This is a genomic window from Mycobacterium sp. Root265, assembly GCF_001428895.1.
Classification (GTDB): domain Bacteria; phylum Actinomycetota; class Actinomycetes; order Mycobacteriales; family Mycobacteriaceae; genus Mycobacterium.
Map to the genome: position 1 here is coordinate 181,595 of NZ_LMJA01000031.1, position 20,898 is coordinate 202,492.

The following is a 20,898-nucleotide window of genomic DNA, read 5'->3' on the forward strand; positions in this document are numbered from 1 at the left end:
TCCGAGAGCCTAGCCGGTGACCGCCACGATGACGCCCGGTGGTTGCTCCACCAGTTCGGGGCGTCTCGGCTCGACCGGAGCCTCCAGCAGCCTGCCGACATCTTCGGCGGCCTCGCGTTCGCCCGGTGCCTCACCGAAGTACACCGTCGTCACCGGCACGCCTTCCAGAACCAGGTTGCCGGTCTCGGTGACGTTCCACTCGGCATCGCGCAGCCGGGTGGCGGTTCCCTCGGCCGCGCCGGGGACCTCGGAGATGTTGAACACCCGGACGTCGGCCTTGGCCTGCTCCGGCTCCGGGGAGGGTTCGGCACTGGAAGTGGCGCTGCTGGTGGTGGTGCTCACCACGGCGGAGTCGCCGTCGTCATCGTCGTCGGGGCCCAGGTACTGGAGCGCAACCAGCAGGAACACCACGCCGAGAAAGAGCAGCACCATGACCATGGCGCGCAGTGGCAGCCCGGAAGAGTCTCGCTGGTTCATCGGGGGCAAGCCTAACGGCTCAGGTGATGTCGAAGCCGAGCCGCCGGGCCGCCTTCGCCTTCTGCCGGCTCGCCCGCACCCGCCGCAGCCGCTTGACCAGCATCGGGTCGGCGGCCAAGGCCTCGGGACGGTCCACCAACGCGTTCAGCACCTGGTAGTACCGGGTCGCCGACATCGAGAAGAGCTCTTTGATGGCGTCTTCCTTGGACCCTGCGTATTTCCACCACTGGCGTTCGAAGGCCAGTATGTCGTGTTCGCGGCGGGTCAACCCGTCCGCGGGTTCGGAGTCGTCTCCGGATTGGCCGGTCCGCGCGATGGCGCCATCCATATCGCTCTTTGGACCCTTCCGATAACTCGCAAATGACATTCGTGTGGTTCGGCGATCATTCAATCACGGCCCCGGTAGTTGAGGCGTGATCGTTACCCGCGCGTCGGCTGACTTAAGCTAACCAACCGTGGCTGTCGTACCAATCCGCATTGTGGGAGATCCCGTCCTGCACACCCCGACCACTCCGGTGCCTGTCGCCGCCGACGGAACGCTACCGGCCGAACTGGCCGAGCTGATCGCCGACATGTACGACACCATGGACGCAGCAAACGGTGTCGGCCTGGCCGCGAACCAGATCGGGCGCACCGAGCGGGTGTTCGTCTATGACTGCGCCGACGACCGCGGCAAAACCGCGCGGCGCCGCGGGGCGATCATCAACCCGGTGCTGGAGACCTCCGAGGTTCCCGAGACCATGCCCGACCCCGACGACGATGACGAGGGCTGCCTGTCGGTGCCCGGCGAGTCGTTCCCGACGGGCCGCGCGGACTGGGCCCGGGTCACCGGCCTGGACGCCGACGGCACCGAGATCACGCTGGAGGGCAACGGCCTGTTTGCCCGGATGCTGCAGCACGAGACCGGCCACCTGGACGGGTTCACCTATCTGGACCGCCTGATCGGCAGGCACGCGCGCGCCGCCAAGCGGATGGTGAAATCGCACCAGTGGGGGGTTCCGGGGCTGAGTTGGCTGCCCGGCGAGGATCCTGACCCGTTCGGCCACTAGCTTGATCAACGACGCCGCCATGCCGTCCGTCGGCAGCCGGGTGTCCCTGCGCTACCGGATTCCCAGCGCCCTGAATGACGCCGCCCTGACCGACGTGGTCGGGCACCTGGAGGCACTCGGGCCCGTCGTGGTGGTGCGCACCAAGTCCGGCGACGCCGTCGAGATCGACCCGGCCGACGTGGTGTCGGTGCGCGAGCTGTCCCACGCGGCGGTGCGTAACTCCGAGATCCGTGCCCTCGAACATGCCGCCGCGCTGGCCTGGCCGGGTACCGAACAGCACTGGTGCGACGGCTGGCTGCTGCGCGCCGCTGGCGGTCACACCAGCCGCGCCAACTCCGCTGTCCCGCTGCTGTTCTCGTCGAACACCGAGGCGCTGCCCGCCATCATCGACTGGTACGCGCAGCGCCACCTGGAGCCCTGGCTGGCGCTGCCCGAGCGGCTGCTGCCCATCAAGGCCGCGGGCATCAAACCCACCCGGATGCTGACCTGTTCCCTGACGACGTCACCGTCCGCCCGCCCCGATGTGACGCTGGCCGACCGGCCCAGCGAGGCCTGGCTGGCGACCTACCGGCGCGAGGTGCCCACCGAGGTCCTGACCGCCGTGCTCGACGGCCGCGTGACGTTCGCCTCGCTCGGTACCGGGGCGAGCGCAGCGACGGGAGAAGTCACCGCCGTCGGCCGGGGCGCGGTGACCACGGCACCGGACGGCACGCGCTGGCTCGGCGTGTCGTGCGTGCGTGTCGCGGAATCCGCGCGCCGCACCGGACTGGCCCGCGCAATCTGCTCGGCCCTGCAGATCTGGGGCACCGAACAGGGCGCGACCCGCGCCTACGTCGAGGTCCTCGACGAGAATCGGCCGGCGCTCACGCTCTACGAGTCCGCCGGATTTCGGTTGCATCACCGTCACCGCTACGTGCGCGCAGATAGCCTCGTGCCCCATGCGTGAGTTACTCGATGCCAACCGCGAGGTGCAGGGCTCGCGCGCGGTGCGGCTGTTGGCCACCTCGAACCTCGCGGTCTACGCCACGCTGATGGAGCGTCACCTGTTCGAGGGACTGGTCGGCGAGACCGAGCTGGTGGTCCGGCTGGAACGCGACCTGGAGGCACTCCACGAGACCGGCGAACAGTCCGGCCTGGCGCTGATCAAGACCTGGGCCAGCCAGGGCTGGCTGCACCGCGTGGCCTCCCAACATCAGGGAAGCGAACGCAATGTCTGCTACCTGACCCAGGACGCGCGCCGGGCCCTGGACTTCGTGCGCGGGATGCGCCGCAACGACACCATCGCCACCGGCGGATCCATCAACGGCATCGCGTCGCGGCTCAAGCAGGTCGCCATCCGCGTCGGTGACGACCCGGACCGGATCCGGGAGGGCATCGAGGCCGAGATCGCGGCGCTGCACGCCGAACTCGACGAACTCGACGCCGGGTTGCGGCCCGAGCCCGATGTCACCGGCATGTACGACGAGGCCCGCGCCATCGCGATGCAGATGGAACGGCTGATCACCGATATCGGCCTGTACGGCACCATGATCGAGCAGGCCACCTCGGCGCTGGACGACCCGATCGACACCAACCTCGAGTACCGCGACCGGCAGCGCCAGATGTACGACGACTACCAGGCGGCCTGGGATTCGGCGGGCCGCGATTCGCATCGGGCGTTCCTGCGGATGATCAACGACCCCGATCAGCGGGCCGAGTTCGAGGCCGATATCGCCACGGTGGCCGCCACCCTGCCCGAACTGGACCCGGCGCTGCGCAAGGTGATGGCCGGCTTCTTCGAACTGGTCGGCCACCAGATCGACGAGGTGGAGCGCATCCAGCAGCGCTGCGCCCAGCGGGTCAAGCGGTTCACCGCGTTCGGCACCCTGGAGCAGACCCGCGGGGTGGCCCGTCAGCTCAACGAGGCCATCGGTACCGCGCGGGCCCTGCTCAAGGAGTCGTTCACCGACTCCCGCCTGCCCATCGAGGTGCCGCTGGCCCGGCATGCGATCAGTTCGGTCGGGGCGCTGAGCTTCCGGATCAACGACCTGTCCGCGCCCAAGCCCGCCGAGGTGGCGGACGGCGTGGTCGACCTGACCACGTTCTCCTCGCTGACCACCCAGGTCGATGCGCCCGCTCTGTCGAAGATGCTGAATTCGTCTCTGCCGGTGTCTCTTCCGGACGCCCTGGAGATGCTCGATTCCCCGTATCTGGGTCATGTGATCGTGCTCTGGTCGTGGGCGCTCAAGCAACCGTCCACCACGGACGCAGTACCGGTCACTGTCCGATTCCACTCGCTGGACGGCCACGACCGCGAGATGGAGGTTCCGCACCTGATGTTCACCGAACCGGTTTCCGAGGTTGCGTCGTGACCGACTCCGACATCGACTTCGCCTCGCTACCCGATGTGGACCGCAACGGGGGTCGCACACCGACGCAACGCCGTCCACGCTTCGACGGCGACGTCAGCGCCATGCCCGACCGGGCCTGCTGGGCGCTGCAGCACCTGCTGACCCGGCGCTACGTCAGCAGCGAATCCGATCCCGACATCTACAGCTGGATCCTGGAGTACCGCACCGAGCTGTCGGTCCGGTTGTCCGAGTTGGACCTTCAGCTCCGGATCGCCGAACAGGTCGACATCGCCTACATCGAGCAGGCGCGCTATGAGCCGACCAAGGGCGCCAAGCTGTTGCGGCGCGAACCGCTGGGCACCTACGACTCCATCCTGGCGCTGCACCTGGCCCAGATGATGCGCGCCGGTGGCGATTCCAGCTTCCTCATCACCCGCGATGAGGTGCACGGGCTGTTCGCCGGGGTGCTCAATGACACCGACCGCGACACCGTCACCTTCACCGCGCGTGTCGACGCCGCCATCGCCCGACTGGCCGGGCTGGACATCCTGCGCAAGACCCGCGACGACGAGGACAGTTATACCGTCAGCCCGGTGATCACCGCGATCATGACGGCCTCGGTCATCACCGAACTGCAGCAGCAGTTCGAGCAGCTGCTGAAGGGCGGTTCGGAATGAGTGAGCAGTTCCACCTGTCCCGGCTGCAGGTCATCAACTGGGGTGTCTTCGACGGCTACCATTCGGTGCCGATCAGCGCAGGCGGGTCGTTGATCGCCGGCGGGTCGGGCAGTGGCAAATCCTCACTGCTGGATGCCATCTCGCTCGGATTCCTGCCGTTCAACCGGCGCAACTTCAACGCCTCGGGAGACAACACCGCCGCCGGGTCAAGCGCCGGCCGGCGCACCGTCGACAAATACGTGCGCGGGGCCTGGGGCCAGCGCAGTGACAACGGGGTCAGCCAGGTCATCTATCTGCGCGGCGAGGGCACCACCTGGTCGGCGGTCGCCGTGACCTACACCAGCAACACCGGCCGCTCCATCACCGGGTTGGTGCTGAAATGGCTCACCGGCGAATCGCGTTCGGACTCGTCGAGCAGGTTCGTCCTCGGTGACGGCGACCTGGACATCGAAGAGGTGTGCAACCGTTGGGCGGCCGGCCGTTTCGACAGCGCGGTCTTCAAGGACAGCTGGCGGTTCTCCACCAAGGTGGAATCCCAGTATCTGGCCCAGCTGTACGCCTCCATCGGGATCCGCGCCTCCGAGGCCGCCCAGCAGCTGCTCGGAAAGGCCAAGTCGCTCAAGAGCGTCGGCGGCCTTGAGCAGTTCGTCCGCGATTTCATGCTCGATGAACCCGACAGCCTGGCCCGGCTGCCCGAGGCCCTCAAGCAGATCGACCCGCTGGTGGAGGCCCGCGAGCTGCTGGCCGTGGCCCAGCGTAAACGCAAGATCCTCGGCGATATCGAGACCATCCAGGTCCGCTACGCCTCGGAGTCCTCGGACCTCGGCATCATCGATCTCGTCGACACCCAGATGGTGCGGGCCTACACCGATCATGTGCGTCTGCAGCAGTGCCCGGCCCAGGTCGAGAACCTGGACGGCACCATCGATCAGCTGGAGAACGAATACGCCGACCTGACCAGGCAGCTCAATCTGGCCAAGGCCGAAGGTGATTCGCTCAACGCCCAGATCAGCGGCGCGAGCACCAATGTCGGCCCGCTGCAATCGCAGGTGGCCGCCGCCGAGGCCCAGGCCGAGGAGATCACCCGGCGCTACGCGGCCTACGAGGAGATGGTCTCCGCGCAGGGCGTGCCGGTGCCCGAGAGCGCGGACGAATTCTGGAATCTGCGTGAGGATCTCAGCAAGCAGGCCGCCGGCCTTGCGGTGAAGCTGGAACGCGGCCGGGAAGCCTCCACCGATGCCGAATACGCCCAGAAGGCGGCGCGGATGACGCGCGACCACGCGGCAAAGGAACTCAAACGCGTCGAACACGTGGGGTCCGCGCTGCCCGAGTTCGCGGTCACCATGCGCGAACACATCTGCGCCGCAGTGGGTGTCGATCCGTCGGCGCTGCCCTATGTCGCCGAGCTGATGGACCTGCGCCCCGAGGAGAACCGGTGGCGTGCCGCGGTCGAGAAGGTGCTGCGTTCGGTCGGGCTGCGGCTACTGGTCCCCGATGAGCACTACGCCAAGGTGCTGCGCTTCGTCAACGAGACCAATATGCGTGGCCGGCTCGCGCTGCACCATGTACGGATCAATGCCCCCGATCGTGAGCCCGAGCCGAACACGTTGGCGGGCAAGCTGTTCGTCGTCAACCCGGACCATCCCTGCGCGGCAGAGGCACTCGATATCCTCAGCGCCGCCGGCGACCACATCTGCGTGGACACCCCGGATCTGTTCGCTCGGTTCCGCCGGGCGGTCACCGATGCCGGGCTGTACAAGGACTCCGACCGGCTGGCGATCAAGGACGACCGCCGCGCACTCAAACCGTCGGAGTACATCTACCAGGGCGACATCACCGCCAAGCTGGACGCGCTGACCGCCGAATTGGCAGAAGCCGAGCAGGCTTTCGAGCAGGCGCGCCAGGCCGCCGACGATATCGCCGCCGGTCGCCAGCAGTGGCGGGACCGCGCCGCGGCCTGCAAGGCGATCTGCGAGCAGTTCCCGCAGTGGAGCCAGATCGACACCGAGACCGCCGACGGGCACGCCGACCGGCTGCGCGAGCAGTACGACCTGCTGATGGCCGACAATCCCGATGTGGAGGCGCTCAGCGCCCGCGCCGACGAGTGCTGGATCGACATCCAGACCCTGATGACGCGCCGTGGCGCCATCCAGACCCGGCGTGACGACCTCGACGGACGCCGTACCCGGCTGATGGATCTGCAGGACCGGCTGGCCCCGGCGGCGATCTCGGATGCCGCCACCGAGCTGCTGCGCCGCTACTCCGCCGAGGTCCCCGTCGCGCTGGAGCTGCTGAACCCGGAACCGCACCGCGAGGCGCTGCTGGCCGCGATCCGCCGCGAGCGTGATCAGCTCACCGAAAGCCGCAGACGTTCCCATGAGGAACTGGCCCGCATCATCACCACCTTCGACACGTCGTTCCCCGATGCCATTCCCAATGACTCCGAGGATTTCGACGAGCGGGTCCACGATTACGTCGCCGTCTGCCGCCACATCGATGAACGCGAGCTGCCGGACGCCTACGACCGGATGATGCGGCTGATCACCGAGCAGGCCCCCGATGCGATCCTGACCCTGCACCGGGTGGCCGAGCAGGAGACCCGGCGCATCAGTGACCAGATCGACAGGGTCAACACCGGACTGGGCTCGGTGGAGTTCAACCGCGGCACCCGACTGACGCTGCGCGCCACTCCGCGCAGCCTGGTCGCCGTCGCAGAGCTCACCGATATCGTCAAGTCCATCTCGCGCCGTATCGCCGAGGTCGGCCTCGGCGACAAGAAGGCGATCCTGGATCAGTACGCCGATATCCTGCGCCTGCGTAATCGGTTGGCCGGCAACACTCCCGAGGATCGCGCCTGGACCCGCGACGCTCTCGACGTGCGCAACCGCTTCACCTTCGACTGCGCGGAGTGGGATGTGCGCAGCGAGGAACTGATCCGGACGCACAGCAACGCCGGCGACAACTCCGGCGGTGAGCAGGAGAAGCTGATGGCGTTCTGCCTCGCGGGCGCGCTGAGCTTCAACCTGGCCAATCCCGAAAGTGGAGACAACAAACCGGTTTTCGCGCAGCTCATGCTGGACGAGGCGTTCTCCAAATCCGATCCGCAGTTCGCCCAGCAGGCCCTGCAGGCGTTCCGTAAGTTCGGGTTCCAGCTCGTCATCGTCGCAACCGTGCAGAACGCCACCACCATTCAGCCCTATATCGACGGGGTGGTCATGGTGTCCAAGACCGAGGCGACCGGCCGCAATGCCCGTCCCGTCGCGTCGGTCGCCACCAAGACGATCAGCGATTTCACCGCGCTGCGCAAGGAACTGAAAGTGCCCGAACCCGTCTAAAAAGTGACGTCAGTGCTAATTTTGTCGGAGGACATCCGGCGAAAGGTTATCCACCATGCGCAGACGTACCTTCCTGGCGGGCGGTGCGGGCGCAGTCTCCACCCTCTCGGTCGCTTGTTCATCAGCCGACACGGCCACCGCGCCATCCAGCGACCTGCCCGGCCAGATCGCCGACCTGCGCAACCAGTTCCTGGAGCGTTACGACCAGGAGTACGTCGACAACGCCATCGTCCCGCACTTCATGAACCGGGTGCTGGAGGGTCAACGTCCGGTGCTGCCGATGATCGACGTGGCCCTCACCAAGGAGAACGCCCTCCCGTTCGACCTGTGGGGCCTACTGTCCAAGACCTGGAAACCCGACCCCGAGCAGGGCGTCACGGTGTTCCTGCAAGGGCTGGAAAAGCGCGGTCCCGACAACCTGCGTAAGCGGATCTACATGTCGGCGGTCACTCCGGACCTGTACGCCGGGATGTACCGCGACAAGATCGTCCGCTACTGGGATGACCTGTTCAGCCCCGCCAACGCCGACAAGCCACTGATGTCGATCTACCTGGACACCTTCTGGGATCTCTACTGGGACCTGCACCTGGGTGTGCGGGGAGCCGATATCCCGCAGCAGGTCCGCGAGATCGGGGCGAGCTTCAATACCGTTCTGGCATATCGTGATCCGACAGAGCAGATCGTCTACGACAATTACATGACGGTACGGCGCCACCTCGACTTCCTGAAATCGTGGATCGACGACCGGCTCGCCGATATCAGCTCCGGCAAGACGCCCGAACCGCAGAAGACGTTCGGCTGGTACTGGATCAAGAACGGTGAGGGCAGTGAGCACTTCAATCACAAGGATGTGGTGTTCGAGTGCTTCCACAACTTCGTCGCGTTCAGCCAGTGGGGCAACTCCCTGTACAACGTGATGACCAGACTGAGTACCGATCAGCAGGTCAAGGACTCCTACACCGCGACGATGTCGGGCCCGTTCGACCGTCCCGACGGCACCGCGTTCCCGCCACTGGAACGCTTCGTGATGGAACTCTTCCGCACCATATCGCCCAACGGCGGCAGCATTTCCGCGCTGGCCGAGACCAGTGAGCCGGTCATCGAGCGGCACAGTTTCATCATCAATCCGCACACCTCGACCAGCCACGATCCGGTGCAGTGGACCAACCCCGACGATTTCGACCCGGCGCGCTACCGGGATGCGCCGACCAGCGCCCAGATCGACGAGGCCCGCATCCGGCAGATGGGGTTGGCGAACTGCCCCTTCGATCCGGCGAAGACCTTCGAGGTCAAGGACGGACGCAAGGCGTCTCTGCACAACAGCGCGTTCGGCACGGTGTTCGGGGTGGCCGACGACCGCCCGTCGCCGGTGTGCGACTACGCGGGTTTCGCCCCGTTCGGGTTCGGCTACCGGCGCTGCCCCGGTGAGCAACTCACCGTGATGGCATTCGAAGATCTCATCCGCAAGGCCTGGACGGACAAGCTGACGTTCGTCGAGACGGGTGGCGCGGACCCCAAGCAGGTGCCGATCGGACCGACCACGGTGATCGGCGATGACATGGGGTTCCGGCGCCTGTCCTAAGGTTGGGGGCATGCGCCTGGCCACCTGGAACGTCAACTCCATTCGCACCCGGGTGGACCGGGTGACCGACTGGTTGTCCCGTGCCGATGTCGACGTGCTGACCATGCAGGAGACCAAGTGCACCGATGCCCAGTTCCCGGCGCTGCCGTTCGCGGCGCTGGGTTATGAGATCGCGCATGTGGGGCTCAACCAGTGGAACGGGGTGGCCATCGCCTCCCGGGTGGGGCTGGACAACGTCGAGATCGGCTTCGACGGCCAGCCTCAATGGCAGGCGCTGGCCGAGGCCCGGGCCATCGGCGCGACCTGCGGCGGGGTACGGGTCTGGAGCCTGTACGTTCCCAACGGCCGCACCCTGGCCGACCCGCACTACCCGTACAAGCTGGAATGGCTTGCCGCCCTGCGCGACAGCGCGTCGAAGTGGATCGCCGACGACCCGTCGCTGCCGGTCGCGCTGACCGGTGACTGGAACATCGCCCCCACCGACGAGGACGTCTGGGATCCCACGGCCTTCGAAGGGTCCACCCACGTCTCGGCGCCGGAGCGGGCAGCCTTCCAGGCCATGGTCGACGCCGGATTCACCGACGTGGTAAGGCCTTTCACGCCGGGGCCCGGCGTCTACACCTACTGGGACTACACCCAGTTGCGGTTCCCGAAGAAACAGGGCATGCGCATCGACTTCATCCTCGGATCCGCTGCGCTGGGCGAGCGGGTGACACACGCCGAGATCGTCCGCGAGGAACGAAAAGGCAAGTCGCCCAGCGATCATGCCCCCGTCCTGATCGAGGTGTCCTGATGGATCTGCTGCCTAAGGTCGAACTGTCGGACAATGATGTCGCCGACGCGCTCGGGCGGGCCGCAGCGCTGTCCGGGCTGATCCTGGACGTGCTCGCGGAGTTCGATCCGCTCGGCGTCCGACAGCATCTCGAGTTCCTCGAGGTGCCCGGCACCGAGGCGTGGGACGCCAAGAGCCGCTCCGAACGGGTCAGCTGGTGGATCTGGCGGGTCGGCCTGTTGGACACCGTCGCGGTGGCCTGGCCCGGTGCCCTCGGGGCGCTGGCCAGCCGGCTGCCTATCCAGGATCTGCTGGGCTTCGCCGGCCAGACGCTCATCCTGTGCGCGGTGGCACGCGAGTACGAGCTGACCGACCGCAAGGACCAGGTGCGGATGCTGGCCTCGGTGCTGTGCGGGCGCGAGATCCCCGACCCGCCGCTGCCGGACATCGACGAGCCGTGGCCGGACAACATGGTGCAGAAGCTGTGGCACCTCGCCGGCATTCTCAATTCCGTCGGCGACGAACTCGGCAAGCGGCCGCACCCGCGGCAGATCTTCCGCTATATCGGCATGCTCCCGGTGGTCGGGGCGGTCGCGGCCTACCTCGGCGAGTACGGCGCCCTGCACCGCGCCGCCAAGGCCGGCGAGAAGTGGATCAAGAAGGCTTGACGCCGACGGTGATCAGGTCGGAGATCGGCGTCCACACCGGCCGCTGCACCCGATGCTGTTCCTCGACCCGGAAGCCGGCCGCTTCGAACAGCTCCCGCATCGCATCCGGGGTCGGTGCGTGGGCGGGAGCGCCGAGGCCGGCCGAAAGGGCGTGCAACGGCGGGAACGCCTGACGCGGGCTCATGGTGGTGACGGCGACGATGCCGCCCGGCGTCAGCACCCGGTGGAATTCCTTGAGTGCGGCCGGCTGATCGAAGAAGTGGAAGGCCGAGGTGGTCACCACCGCGTCCAGGAAGCCGTCCTCGAAGGGCAGCTGCTCGGCCGGTGCGGACATCCAGCGCACCCGGTCCGAGCGCTGACGGGCCTGGGCGAGCATGCCGTCGGACATGTCGAGGCCGTAGACCTCGTCGGGGCGCAGGTCGCGCTGGATGCGCGCGGCCAGGATGCCGGTGCCGCACGCCACGTCGGCGATCTGCCGGGAACCGTGGCTGCGGAGCTGCTCGATGACTTCGTCCTGGGCAGGCTTGTACACAAAGCGCTGCAGACACCCCGTGTCGTAGGCCGGGGCGGCGAAACTCCAGAACCGGGTGATCGCGTCGTTGAAGGCCCTGCGCTGAATGGTCGTCACGGAGCCGAGTGTAGGCGCGGACACCACAGCGCTGCGGATGCCGATGAACCCCGCACCTCGGACGGGGCGCGGGGCTCATTGGTCAGTGGGTGTCAGGGAGCTGAAGGGTTTCCGTGTGACTTCGGCCCGGACGTGTTCGCCCCACGAGGACCCTTGACGCCCTGGAAGCCGGGACCGCGGTCTGGACCATCGATGAAGCGGATGCTGCCGAAGAAGGGCAGTTTGATGATCTCCTGGCCATAGAGGTCGAACGGGCTGGGGAAGGCATCATCGGCCTGAGCCGGTGCAGCTACCCCAATGGTGGCCGCGGCAAACGCCGCTCCCAGTGCCCCCACAATGATCTTGTTCATTTTGCTATCCCCCCAGGATCGCGTTGAGTTGTTGCTTCGACTGTACAAGTTGCCGAGCCATTAGTCACCTACGTTTTCGCAGGTACATGCCCCTTCGTCGCAGGATCCAGAATCGATCAAGATCGCGTACTTGCATACGCAAGAACAGTGATCTTGAATACCCCCGAAATTAGCCAGGTCGAGATTTGCCTCCGGAAACATCGGTTCGCCCGTCGATAAGCCCTGAACAGCGGTTTTCGCGAGCCGAACAGCTGGACTCTCCGTATTGCACAATCGACGAGAAATGGTCGCGATAGCAAAGTGTTGGCAAGATCTGCCAGCGACCACACCGGGGCGTCGACCCCGTCCGATCCAGCCGTCCCCGTCGATGAGGTGCGCTAGACGGATTGCTGGAACGGCTCACTTTCCAGGCGTCCACAGTTGGCAGCGCGAGTTCCACTAACCGCCGGGGGCGATCTCCGGCTGGGTCTCGTCGCACCCATCCGCACCGCAGAACTCGTGGATCGTGTACGTCGATTCGCCGTCAGTACAGATCTTTCCACCGCCGCCCTTCTGTGGCTCACAGACAAGCGGTTCCGCCGATGCAAGTGGCACACCGGGCACTCCGACGAGGAGCACAACACCCAAGGCGGCCAATGCAACTGGTGCCCGTCGTGCTGATCGATGCTTCATGACCCTCCCTTCACGAGGAACTGAGGGAAGGGTAGCCAGTCGGCGCGCCTCGAACCCGAGTAGTCACCTACTCGGATTACGCACTATTCGGGTTACGAACCGTCACCGTTCTGGCTGTCCGCTCCGTAGCGACCCGCGCTGAACATGGACGCCACCGCGCCGATGAGCATCATCACCGCGGCGGCCAGGAACACCACCGTCAACCCGGAATGGAACGGCTCGGTGATCAGCTCGGGGAAGAACGTCTTGCCGGTCAGCACCTCGGCATTGACCCCCGGCGCGTCCAGCGCACCCGAGGGCGCGAGCAGTTCGCCGATCGGGTTGTAGCCCAGGAACGCCGCGAACAGACTGCCCACCGGCGGCGTGTTGGCCACCTCGTGCGCGACGGAGGCCGAAACACCTTGCGCCTGAAGACCGCTGCTCAACGCCGATGGCAGTGAGTTGGCCAGCCCGACGATCATCAGTGAGAAGAAGATGCCGATCGACAGCGACGACCCCGCATTGAAGAAGGTGGCCCGCACGCCCGAGGCGGCACCGCGCTGGGCGGCGGGCACGCTGGACATGATGGCCGCCGTATTGGGCGCGGTGAAGATACCGCCGCCCAGTCCGTTCAGGAAAACCAGCAGCGCGAAAACCCAGTAGTCGAAGTTCACCGGAATCATCAGCAGCGCAACGAAGGACGCCGCCATCAGCAGCATCCCGCCGACCGTCAGCGGACGCGCGCCGAACCGGTCTGCCAGCGTGCCCGCCACCGGCGCGGCCACCAGGAACCCGACGGTCACGGGCAGCAGATAGATGCCCGCCCACAGCGGGGTCGATTCGAAGCTGTACCCGTGCAACGGAAGCCAGATCCCCTGCAGCCAGATGATCAGCATGAATTGCAGACCACCGCGCCCCACCGAGGACATCAGTCCGGCCAGGTTGCCCATTCCGAATGCGGCAGAACGAAACAGCCGGATGTCCACCATCGGCTGATCGACCCGCAATTCGATGAAGCAGAAAGCCACCAGGATCCCCACCCCGGCGATGATCGATCCGAGCACCCACGGGTTGGTCCACCCGGTGGTGGCGTCGCCGTAGGGCTGGATGCCATAGGTGATACCTACGAGCAGCACCGTCAGCCCGATGCCGAAGGTCAGCGTGCCCGCCCAGTCCAGCCGTCCCGGGGTACGCACCCCGAGTTCGCGCAGCGACCGCACGCTCCAGATGGTGCCCAGCACACCGATCGGCACCCCGACCCAGAAGATGGCCTGCCAGTGCCACTCGGAGAGCACGCCGCCGATCAGCAGGCCCAGGAACGACCCGGCCACCGCGGCCACCATGTTCACCCCGAGCGCCATCCCGCGCTGATTGGCGGGGAACGCGTCGGTGAGGATCGCCGACGACGAGGCCATCAGCATGGCGCCACCGATGCCCTGGATGACGCGCCAGGCGATCAGCCAGACCGCGCCGCCGCCGAGGTGGAACGGGTCGAAGGACAGCGCGACGGCCGCCACGGTGAAGACCACGAAACCCAGGTTGTAGATCCGCACCCGGCCGAACATGTCCCCGAGCCGGCCGAACGGGACGACCAGGACGGCCGTCACCACCAGGTAGCCCATGATCATCCAGAGCAGATAGCTGACATTGCCCGGCGCCAACGGGTTCAACCCGATACCCCGGAAGATCGCGGGCAGCGAGATGAGCACGATGGAGGCGTTGATGGCGGCCAGCAGGATGCCCAACGTGGTGTTGGACAGCACTATCCACTTGTAGAAGGGATGGTCGTGATCCAGCCGGGCGCGGTTGCGTTCAAGCTCAGTTGTCATCAGATCTCGATCTACGAATCGGCAAAAACATATATTAGCTATACAAACGATCTCTCGGCAATCCGGACGGGATGCGCTACGTTGGACCCGTCCACACGGGAGCGCGCACCAGCGCGCTGAGAGGACGGCTAGGGCCGTCGACCGTACGAACCTGACCGGGTAATGCCGGCGTAGGGAGATGTGTTGATGAGTGTTTCCGTTGGTCCCATCGCGGGCAGTTCCAAGTTCTATTCGCCGACGGGTGTGCCGTGCCGGCGCGTGCATCTGAGCACCGGCGACCATTTCGACCTCTACGACACGTCCGGCCCGTACACCGATGACACCGCCACCATCGATCTGGAGAAGGGCCTGCCACCGCGGGCCGGCATCGTCTCCGACCGCGGCACCCAGCTGCAGCGCGCACGGAACGGCGAGATCACCGCCGAGATGGCGTTCATCGCCGAACGCGAAGGGGTCTCCCCCGAGTTGGTGCGCGACGAGGTGGCCATCGGCAGGGCTGTCATCCCGGCCAACCACCACCATCCCGAGAGCGAACCGATGATCATCGGCAAGGCATTCGGGGTGAAAGTCAATGCCAATATCGGCAATTCGGCCGTGACGAGCTCGATCGCCGAAGAAGTCGACAAGATGGTCTGGGCGACCCGGTGGGGTGCGGACACGATCATGGACCTGTCCACCGGCAAGGACATCCACCTCACCAGGGAGTGGATCCTGCGCAACTCCCCCGTGCCGGTCGGCACCGTGCCGATGTACCAGGCGCTGGAGAAGGTCAACGGCGATCCCACCAAGATGACGTGGGAGTCCTACCGCGACACCGTGATCGAGCAGTGTGAGCAGGGCGTTGACTACATGACGGTGCACGCCGGGGTGTTGCTTCGCTATATCCCGCTGACCGTCAAGCGGATCACCGGGATCGTGTCACGCGGCGGTTCCATCATGGCGGCCTGGATGCTCGCCCATCACCGGGAATCGTTCCTGTACGAGAACTTCGAGGAACTCTGCGAGATACTCGCCCGCTACGACGTGACGTTCTCACTCGGCGACGGCCTGCGCCCGGGATCGATCGCCGACGCCAACGACGAGGCGCAGTTCGCCGAACTGCGTACCCTCGGCGAACTCACCAAGATCGCCAAATCTCATGGCGTGCAGGTGATGATCGAAGGCCCCGGACACGTCCCGATGCACAAGATCGTGGAGAACGTACGGCTGGAAGAGGAGTGGTGCGAGGAGGCGCCGTTCTACACCCTCGGCCCGTTGGCCACCGACATCGCACCGGCCTATGACCACATCACCAGCGCGATCGGCGCGGCGATCATCGCCCAGGCCGGCACCGCGATGCTCTGCTATGTCACCCCCAAGGAGCACCTCGGCCTGCCCAACCGCAAGGACGTCAAGGACGGGGTGATCGCCTACCGGATCGCCGCGCATGCCGCCGATCTGGCCAAGGGGCATCCCCGGGCACAACTGCGCGACGACGCACTGTCGCTGGCCCGCTTCGAGTTCCGCTGGCACGATCAGTTCGCCCTGTCCCTCGACCCGGACACCGCCCGCGAGTACCACGACGAGACGCTGCCCGCCGAGCCGGCCAAGACCGCGCATTTCTGCTCGATGTGCGGCCCGAAGTTCTGCTCGATGCGCATCACGCAGGACATCCGGGACGCCATGGCGGAGAAATCACTGGAGTTCGCGGAACACGGCAACCGGGTGTATCTACCCTTGACCTCATGACCGAGTTCCTACCGCTGCCCGCACCGGGGCAGACCCCGACCCGGGTGATGACCATCGCCGGCTCCGATTCCGGCGGCGGCGCGGGCATCCAGGCCGATATGCGCACCTTCGCCATGCTGGGCGTGCACGGGTGTGTGGCCGTCACCGCCGTCACGGTGCAGAACTCGGTGGGTGTCAAGGGGTTTCACGAGATACCGCTCGACGTGGTCGCCGGTCAGATCACCGCCGTCGTCGACGATATCGGTATCCAGGCCGCCAAGACCGGCATGCTGGCCTCCGCGGAGATCATCGCCACGATCGCCGAGACCTGGCGCGGTCTGGACACCGGGGTGCCACTGGTGGTGGATCCGGTGTGTGCCTCCATGCACGGGGACCCGCTGCTGCATCCGTCGGCGCTGAACTCCATTCGCACCGAACTGTTTCCGCTCGCCACCCTGGTCACCCCGAACCTCGACGAGGTGCGACTGCTCGTGGATGTCGACGTCGTCGACGCGGTCAGCCAGAAGGAAGCGGCCCGGGCGCTGCACGCGCTCGGCGCCCAGTGGGTGCTGGTCAAGGGTGGGCACCTGCGCTCCTCGGGTGCCAGCCCCGACCTGCTGTTCGACGGCACCGAGTTCCACGAGTTCGACGGACCGCGCATCGACACCGGCCATGACCACGGCGCCGGCGACACCCTGGCCGCCGCCACCGCGACCGCGCTGGCGCACGGGTACACCGTTCCCGAGGCGGTGGCCTTCGGGAAGCGCTGGGTGACCGAATGTCTGCGCGCCGCATACCCGCTGGGTCACGGACACGGACCGGTCAACGCGCTGTTCAGGCTTCTGCAGTGACGCTCGACGACCTGGCCGGGGTCGCACACGAACCGGACGGGAAACCCAAGGGCACCGTCGTGCTGACCCATGGCGCGGGCGGCAACCGTGATTCCCCGATGCTGGTCCGGATCTGCGACGAATGGGCGCGCCACGGCTATCTCGCCGTCCGCTACAACTTGCCCTACCGCCGCCGCCGGCCGAAGGGGCCGCCGTCGAACTCCGCGACATCCGATCAGGAGGGCATCGTCGAGGCGATCGGCTGGGCACGCGGGCTCGGGCACGGGCCGGTGATCGCCGGCGGGCACTCCTACGGCGGGCGGATGACCTCCATGGTGGCGGCCGACACGTCAGCACCCGACGTGCTGACACTGTTCTCCTATCCTTTGCACCCGCCCGGCAAGCCCGAACGCGCACGCACCGAACACCTGCCCGGCATCACCGCGCCGACGGTGTTCACCCACGGCACCGCCGACCCGTTCGGCACCATCGACGAGATCCGCACGGCGGCCGCGCTGGTGACCGGGCCGACAGAGATCGTCGAGGTCACCGGGGCGCGACATGATCTGGGGTCCAAGACTTTGGACGTCCCCCTGCTCGCGGTGACCGCCGCGGCTATCTTTCTTGCATGAGCCTGCCGCCACCCCCTGGGTACGGGCCGCCGCCCGGGAGCTTCCCGCCGCCTCCGCCCGGGAACTATCCACCCCCACCGGCCGGGTCCTACCCGCCGCCACCTCCCATCCCCTATTCCGACCCGTACGGGCAGGCCTATCCCCCGCCGCGGCCCCCGGGTACCAACTGGTGGGCCGTCGTCTCGCTGATCTTCGGTGTCCTCGGTGGCGTCCTGGTCAGCGTGGTCTGCGGGTTCGTCGGGCTCAACAAGGCCAAGCAGGGCCAGGGCGGGCGCGGGATGGCGATCGCCGGCCTGGTGTTGTCCGCGGTGTGGGTGGTGGTCGGTATCGCGGTGGTGGCGGTGATCGTGGCCAACAAGGACGAGATCTTCGACCCGAACTCTGTCAACGCCGCCGATGTCGGTCTCGGCGACTGCCTGTCGGAGATCCCGTCCGACGCCAGCCTGGTGGCCTCGGTGAAGACCGTGGCGTGCACCGATCCGCACAAGGGCGAGGTCTACCACGTTGTCACCGTCCCGGGCAGCGAGTTCCCGGGCGAGACCGCGATCGTCGATTACCAGGACAAATGCCAGCCCGCGCTGGAGGAGTTCTCACCGTCGGCGATGGCGGACCCCGAGGTGGGAATGTTCGTGCTGTACCCGACGGCGGACTCGTGGAAGCGCGGCGACCGCGCGGTGACCTGCATCGCCACCACCGAGGTGCCGCGCACCGGTTCGCTTCAGGAGTAGCCCGATACCTGAGGTACCGTTTCACCCATGTTTGACGCCGTCATCGTGGGCGCTGGATTCGCCGGCATCGGCGCTGCCATCCAGCTCAAACGGTCGGGGATCGAGAACTTCGTGATCCTGGACCGCGAGGACGACCTCGGCGGCACCTGGTACGTGAACCACTATCCCGGGCTTGCCGTCGATGTCCCCACCACCACCTACTCCTACTTCTTCGAGCCGAACCCGAACTGGTCGCGGTTGTTTTCCACCGGCGACGAGATCAAGCAGTACGCCGACGATGTGGCCGACAAGTACGACGTGCGCCGCCACATCCGGTTCAGCACCGTCGTCGACGGGGCGCGCTGGGACGAGGAGACCAACCGGTGGCAGGTGAGCCTCGCCGACGGTGAGGTGCTGAGCACCCAGTACCTGATCACCGCGACCGGCTTCCTGTCCCAGCCGAAGATCCCCGACATCCCCGGTATCGAGAACTTCGACGGGCGCGTCATCCACACCACCGAGTGGCAGGACGATTACGACCCCACCGGAAAACGGATCGCCGTCATCGGCACCGGCGCCACCGCGGTGCAGCTCATCCCCGAACTGGCCAAGTCGGCCGCAGATCTCACCGTGTACCAGCGCACCCCGATCTGGGTGGTGCCCAAGATCGACCTGCGCTTCGGCCCGCTGGCCAAGAAGGTGTTCGCCCGTATCCCCGCCACTCAGCGGGTGCTGCGCTGGTTCACGGACTCGGTCTACGAGGTCATGGTGTCGATCGGCGTGGTCCACTTCAAGACGTTTCGCGGTCGCGGCAACATCTCGGCCGCCGATCTGTCCAAGCTGCACCGGTTCATCACGATCCGCGACAAGGACCTACGGCGCAGGCTGACCCCGGATTACGACTTCGGCTGTAAGCGGCCCACATTCAGCAACGGCTACTACCGGGCATTCACCCGCGACAACGTCCATCTGCAGGATGCCGGTATCGACCACGTACAGTCCGACGGCATCGTCGGCAAGGACGGCACCAAGGTCGAGATCGACACCCTGGTGCTGGCCACCGGTTTCGATCTGTGGGAGGCCAACTTCCCCGCCATCGAGGTGATCGGACGCGACGGACGCAACCTCGGAAAGTGGTGGCGTGACACGCGGTTCCAGGCCTACCAGGGTGTGTCGATGCCCTACTTCCCGAACTACCTGAGCCTGGCCAGCCCGTACGCCTTCCTGGGCCTGAACTTCTTCAACACCATGGAGTATCAGATGCGGCTGATGGACCGGCTGTTCGACGAGGTGCAACGTCGCGGTGCCACCACCTTCGAGGTCTCCGAGGAGGCCAACACCCGCTACCTGGACCGGATGACCGAACTGCTCGGCGACTCGCTGTTCACCCAGGGCAACTGCGCCACCGCACGGTCCTACTACTACAACCCCGCCGGGGAACCGACGCTGCTGCGCCCGACCACCACCGAAACCGCGATCAGGGAAGCCTCCGAGTTCCCCCTGAGCGATTACATCCTCAACTGAGAGGTATTTCCTTGAGCGAGAAGAAGAGTTCGAAGGGCATCACGCTGGCCGGCCTGTCGCTGGTCGGCGCGGGCCTGGGGCATTTCGTCGCCCCGCAGGTATTCGAGTCGTTCACCAAGCCTGCCTTCCCGAACGACACCGCCCGGTATATCAAGATCAACGGCACCATCGAGACCGCACTCGGCGTGGCCGTGCTCGTCCCCAAGACGCGCAAGCTGGCGGCGATCGGCGGACTGGGCTACCTCGCATATCTGGGCGCCAACGCCGCACGCAACCGCTGAACCAGGTCCCTGCCATGGCCGATCTCCCGCTGCCCGCACCGGGACAGACGCCGCGGCGGATCCTGACGATCGCCGGATCCGACTCCGGTGGCAGCGCAGGCCTGCAGGCCGATATGCGCGCCTTCGCCATGCTCGGCGTGCACGGATGCGCCGCGGTGACAGCCGTGACGGTACAGAACTCACTGGGCGTCAAGGGTTTCCACGAAATCCCTGTCGATGTGGTGGCCGGGCAGATCAGCGCCGTCGCCTCCGACATCGGCATCGAGGCGGCCAAGACCGGCATGCTGGCCTCCACGGCGATCATCGAGACCATCGTGGCGACCTGGCGCGCCGAACGGCTCGCCGGCGCCGTCCCGCTGGTGGTCGACCCGGTGTGTGCCTCCAATGTCGGTGAACCACTGCTCCACCCCAGCGCGCTCGACGCGATGCGCGATGACCTCATTCCGCTGGCCACGCTGGTCACACCCAACCTCGACGAGGTGCGCCTGCTCGTCGGCATCGACGTCGTCGACGAACAGAGTCAACGCGACGCCGCCCGGGCCCTACACGCGCTGGGACCGCAGTGGGCACTGGTCAAGGGCGGTCACCTGCGCAACTCGCCGGTCAGCTCCGATCTGTTGTTCGACGGCTCGGACTTCGTCCAGTTCGCCGCGGCACGCGTCGACACCCGGCACGACCACGGTGCCGGCGACACCCTCGCGGCGGCGATCGCCGCCGCACTGGCGCACGGCTACACGGTTCCGGCCGCCGTGAACTTCGCCAAAGTCTGGGTCACCGAGTGCATCCAGGCGGCCTACCCGATCGGCCGAGGCCACGGACCGGTCAACGGCATGGCCCGGCTTGCGGGGCTGTGATTGCTGGTGTGTAGT

The 20,898-nt window shown here is 66.5% G+C and carries 20 protein-coding genes and 1 riboswitch; of the genes, 15 read left to right on the plus strand and 5 right to left on the minus strand.

The genetic code is table 11. The features are described from left to right. Positions 1–9: 9 nt before the first annotated feature. Together ASE48_RS26730 and ASE48_RS26735 are read right to left on the minus strand one after the other, a co-directional pair. Positions 10–477, minus strand: a complete 468-nt coding sequence (locus ASE48_RS26730) for a LytR C-terminal domain-containing protein (protein ID WP_057170202.1) — start codon at positions 475–477, stop codon at positions 10–12. A gap of 19 nt (positions 478–496) precedes the next feature. After that, complete coding sequence (locus tag ASE48_RS26735; RefSeq protein WP_019513723.1) at positions 497–805, minus strand: DUF3263 domain-containing protein; 309 nt, start codon at positions 803–805, stop codon at positions 497–499. A gap of 127 nt (positions 806–932) precedes the next feature. Between ASE48_RS26735 and ASE48_RS26740 the strand changes: the two genes are divergently transcribed. From ASE48_RS26740 to ASE48_RS26775, 8 genes are read left to right on the plus strand one after another with little or no spacing between them, the layout of a single operon-like run. Continuing rightward, positions 933–1,526 (plus strand): peptide deformylase, encoded by a 594-nt coding sequence (locus ASE48_RS26740; RefSeq protein ID WP_057170203.1) that lies wholly within the window; start codon positions 933–935, stop codon positions 1,524–1,526. Positions 1,527–1,545: 19 nt separating this feature from the next. After that, a complete protein-coding gene (locus tag ASE48_RS26745) occupies positions 1,546–2,472 on the plus strand; it encodes an N-acetylglutamate synthase, CG3035 family (RefSeq protein ID WP_057170686.1) in 927 nt (308 codons plus the stop codon). Then, entirely contained in the window at positions 2,465–3,877 is a 1,413-nt protein-coding gene (locus ASE48_RS26750) for a DUF3375 domain-containing protein (RefSeq protein WP_057170204.1), read from the plus strand. Before ASE48_RS26745 ends, ASE48_RS26750 begins: the two co-directional genes overlap by 8 nt. Continuing rightward, positions 3,874–4,533, plus strand: a complete 660-nt coding sequence (locus ASE48_RS26755) for a DUF4194 domain-containing protein (protein ID WP_057170205.1) — start codon at positions 3,874–3,876, stop codon at positions 4,531–4,533. Before ASE48_RS26750 ends, ASE48_RS26755 begins: the two co-directional genes overlap by 4 nt. Further along, on the plus strand, positions 4,530–7,868 hold the full coding sequence (locus tag ASE48_RS26760; protein WP_057170206.1) for an ATP-binding protein: 3,339 nt from the start codon (positions 4,530–4,532) through the stop codon (positions 7,866–7,868). Before ASE48_RS26755 ends, ASE48_RS26760 begins: the two co-directional genes overlap by 4 nt. Before the next feature lie 55 nt (positions 7,869–7,923). Further along, entirely contained in the window at positions 7,924–9,450 is a 1,527-nt protein-coding gene (locus ASE48_RS26765; RefSeq protein WP_057170207.1) for a hypothetical protein, read from the plus strand. Positions 9,451–9,460: 10 nt separating this feature from the next. Continuing rightward, positions 9,461–10,243, plus strand: coding sequence for an exodeoxyribonuclease III (locus tag ASE48_RS26770; protein WP_057170208.1), 783 nt, complete (start codon positions 9,461–9,463; stop codon positions 10,241–10,243). Next, on the plus strand, positions 10,243–10,890 hold the full coding sequence (locus tag ASE48_RS26775; protein WP_057170209.1) for a hypothetical protein: 648 nt from the start codon (positions 10,243–10,245) through the stop codon (positions 10,888–10,890). The genes ASE48_RS26770 and ASE48_RS26775 overlap by 1 nt, the downstream gene beginning before the upstream one ends. On the opposite strand, the gene ASE48_RS26780 is transcribed toward ASE48_RS26775, so the two are convergent. The 3 genes from ASE48_RS26780 to ASE48_RS26790 all read right to left on the minus strand — a co-directional run bounded on the left by ASE48_RS26780 (position 10,877) and on the right by ASE48_RS26790 (position 14,348). Continuing rightward, entirely contained in the window at positions 10,877–11,518 is a 642-nt protein-coding gene (locus ASE48_RS26780) for a class I SAM-dependent methyltransferase (protein WP_057170687.1), read from the minus strand. The genes ASE48_RS26775 and ASE48_RS26780 overlap by 14 nt on opposite strands. A gap of 92 nt (positions 11,519–11,610) precedes the next feature. Beyond that, positions 11,611–11,868: a hypothetical protein gene (locus ASE48_RS26785; RefSeq protein WP_057170210.1), complete on the minus strand. Its 258-nt coding sequence runs from the start codon at positions 11,866–11,868 to the stop codon at positions 11,611–11,613. A gap of 764 nt (positions 11,869–12,632) precedes the next feature. Beyond that, complete coding sequence (locus tag ASE48_RS26790; protein ID WP_057170211.1) at positions 12,633–14,348, minus strand: MFS transporter; 1,716 nt, start codon at positions 14,346–14,348, stop codon at positions 12,633–12,635. Positions 14,349–14,433: 85 nt separating this feature from the next. Next, positions 14,434–14,542: riboswitch (TPP riboswitch) on the plus strand. On the opposite strand from ASE48_RS26790, the gene thiC reads away from it, so the two are divergent. The 7 genes from thiC to thiD (ASE48_RS26825) all read left to right on the plus strand — a co-directional run bounded on the left by thiC (position 14,535) and on the right by thiD (ASE48_RS26825) (position 20,883). After that, a complete protein-coding gene (gene thiC / locus ASE48_RS26795; RefSeq protein ID WP_057170688.1) occupies positions 14,535–16,076 on the plus strand; it encodes a phosphomethylpyrimidine synthase ThiC in 1,542 nt (513 codons plus the stop codon). (Overlaps the previous riboswitch by 8 nt.) Beyond that, a complete protein-coding gene (gene thiD, locus ASE48_RS26800) occupies positions 16,073–16,906 on the plus strand; it encodes a bifunctional hydroxymethylpyrimidine kinase/phosphomethylpyrimidine kinase (RefSeq protein WP_057170212.1) in 834 nt (277 codons plus the stop codon). The genes thiC and thiD (ASE48_RS26800) overlap by 4 nt, the downstream gene beginning before the upstream one ends. Further along, complete coding sequence (locus ASE48_RS26805) at positions 16,903–17,517, plus strand: alpha/beta hydrolase family protein (RefSeq protein ID WP_057170213.1); 615 nt, start codon at positions 16,903–16,905, stop codon at positions 17,515–17,517. Before thiD (ASE48_RS26800) ends, ASE48_RS26805 begins: the two co-directional genes overlap by 4 nt. Continuing rightward, positions 17,514–18,245 carry a DUF4190 domain-containing protein gene (locus ASE48_RS26810; RefSeq protein ID WP_057170214.1) on the plus strand — a complete coding sequence of 244 codons (732 nt, stop codon included), beginning with the start codon at positions 17,514–17,516 and terminating at the stop codon, positions 18,243–18,245. Before ASE48_RS26805 ends, ASE48_RS26810 begins: the two co-directional genes overlap by 4 nt. 27 nt (positions 18,246–18,272) lie before the next feature. Then, entirely contained in the window at positions 18,273–19,748 is a 1,476-nt protein-coding gene (locus ASE48_RS26815) for a flavin-containing monooxygenase (protein WP_057170215.1), read from the plus strand. 11 nt (positions 19,749–19,759) lie between these two features. Continuing rightward, a complete protein-coding gene (locus ASE48_RS26820) occupies positions 19,760–20,029 on the plus strand; it encodes a hypothetical protein (RefSeq protein WP_057170216.1) in 270 nt (89 codons plus the stop codon). Positions 20,030–20,043: 14 nt separating this feature from the next. Then, positions 20,044–20,883, plus strand: coding sequence for a bifunctional hydroxymethylpyrimidine kinase/phosphomethylpyrimidine kinase (thiD, locus tag ASE48_RS26825; RefSeq protein WP_057170217.1), 840 nt, complete (start codon positions 20,044–20,046; stop codon positions 20,881–20,883). The last annotated feature ends 15 nt before the right edge of the window (positions 20,884–20,898 follow it).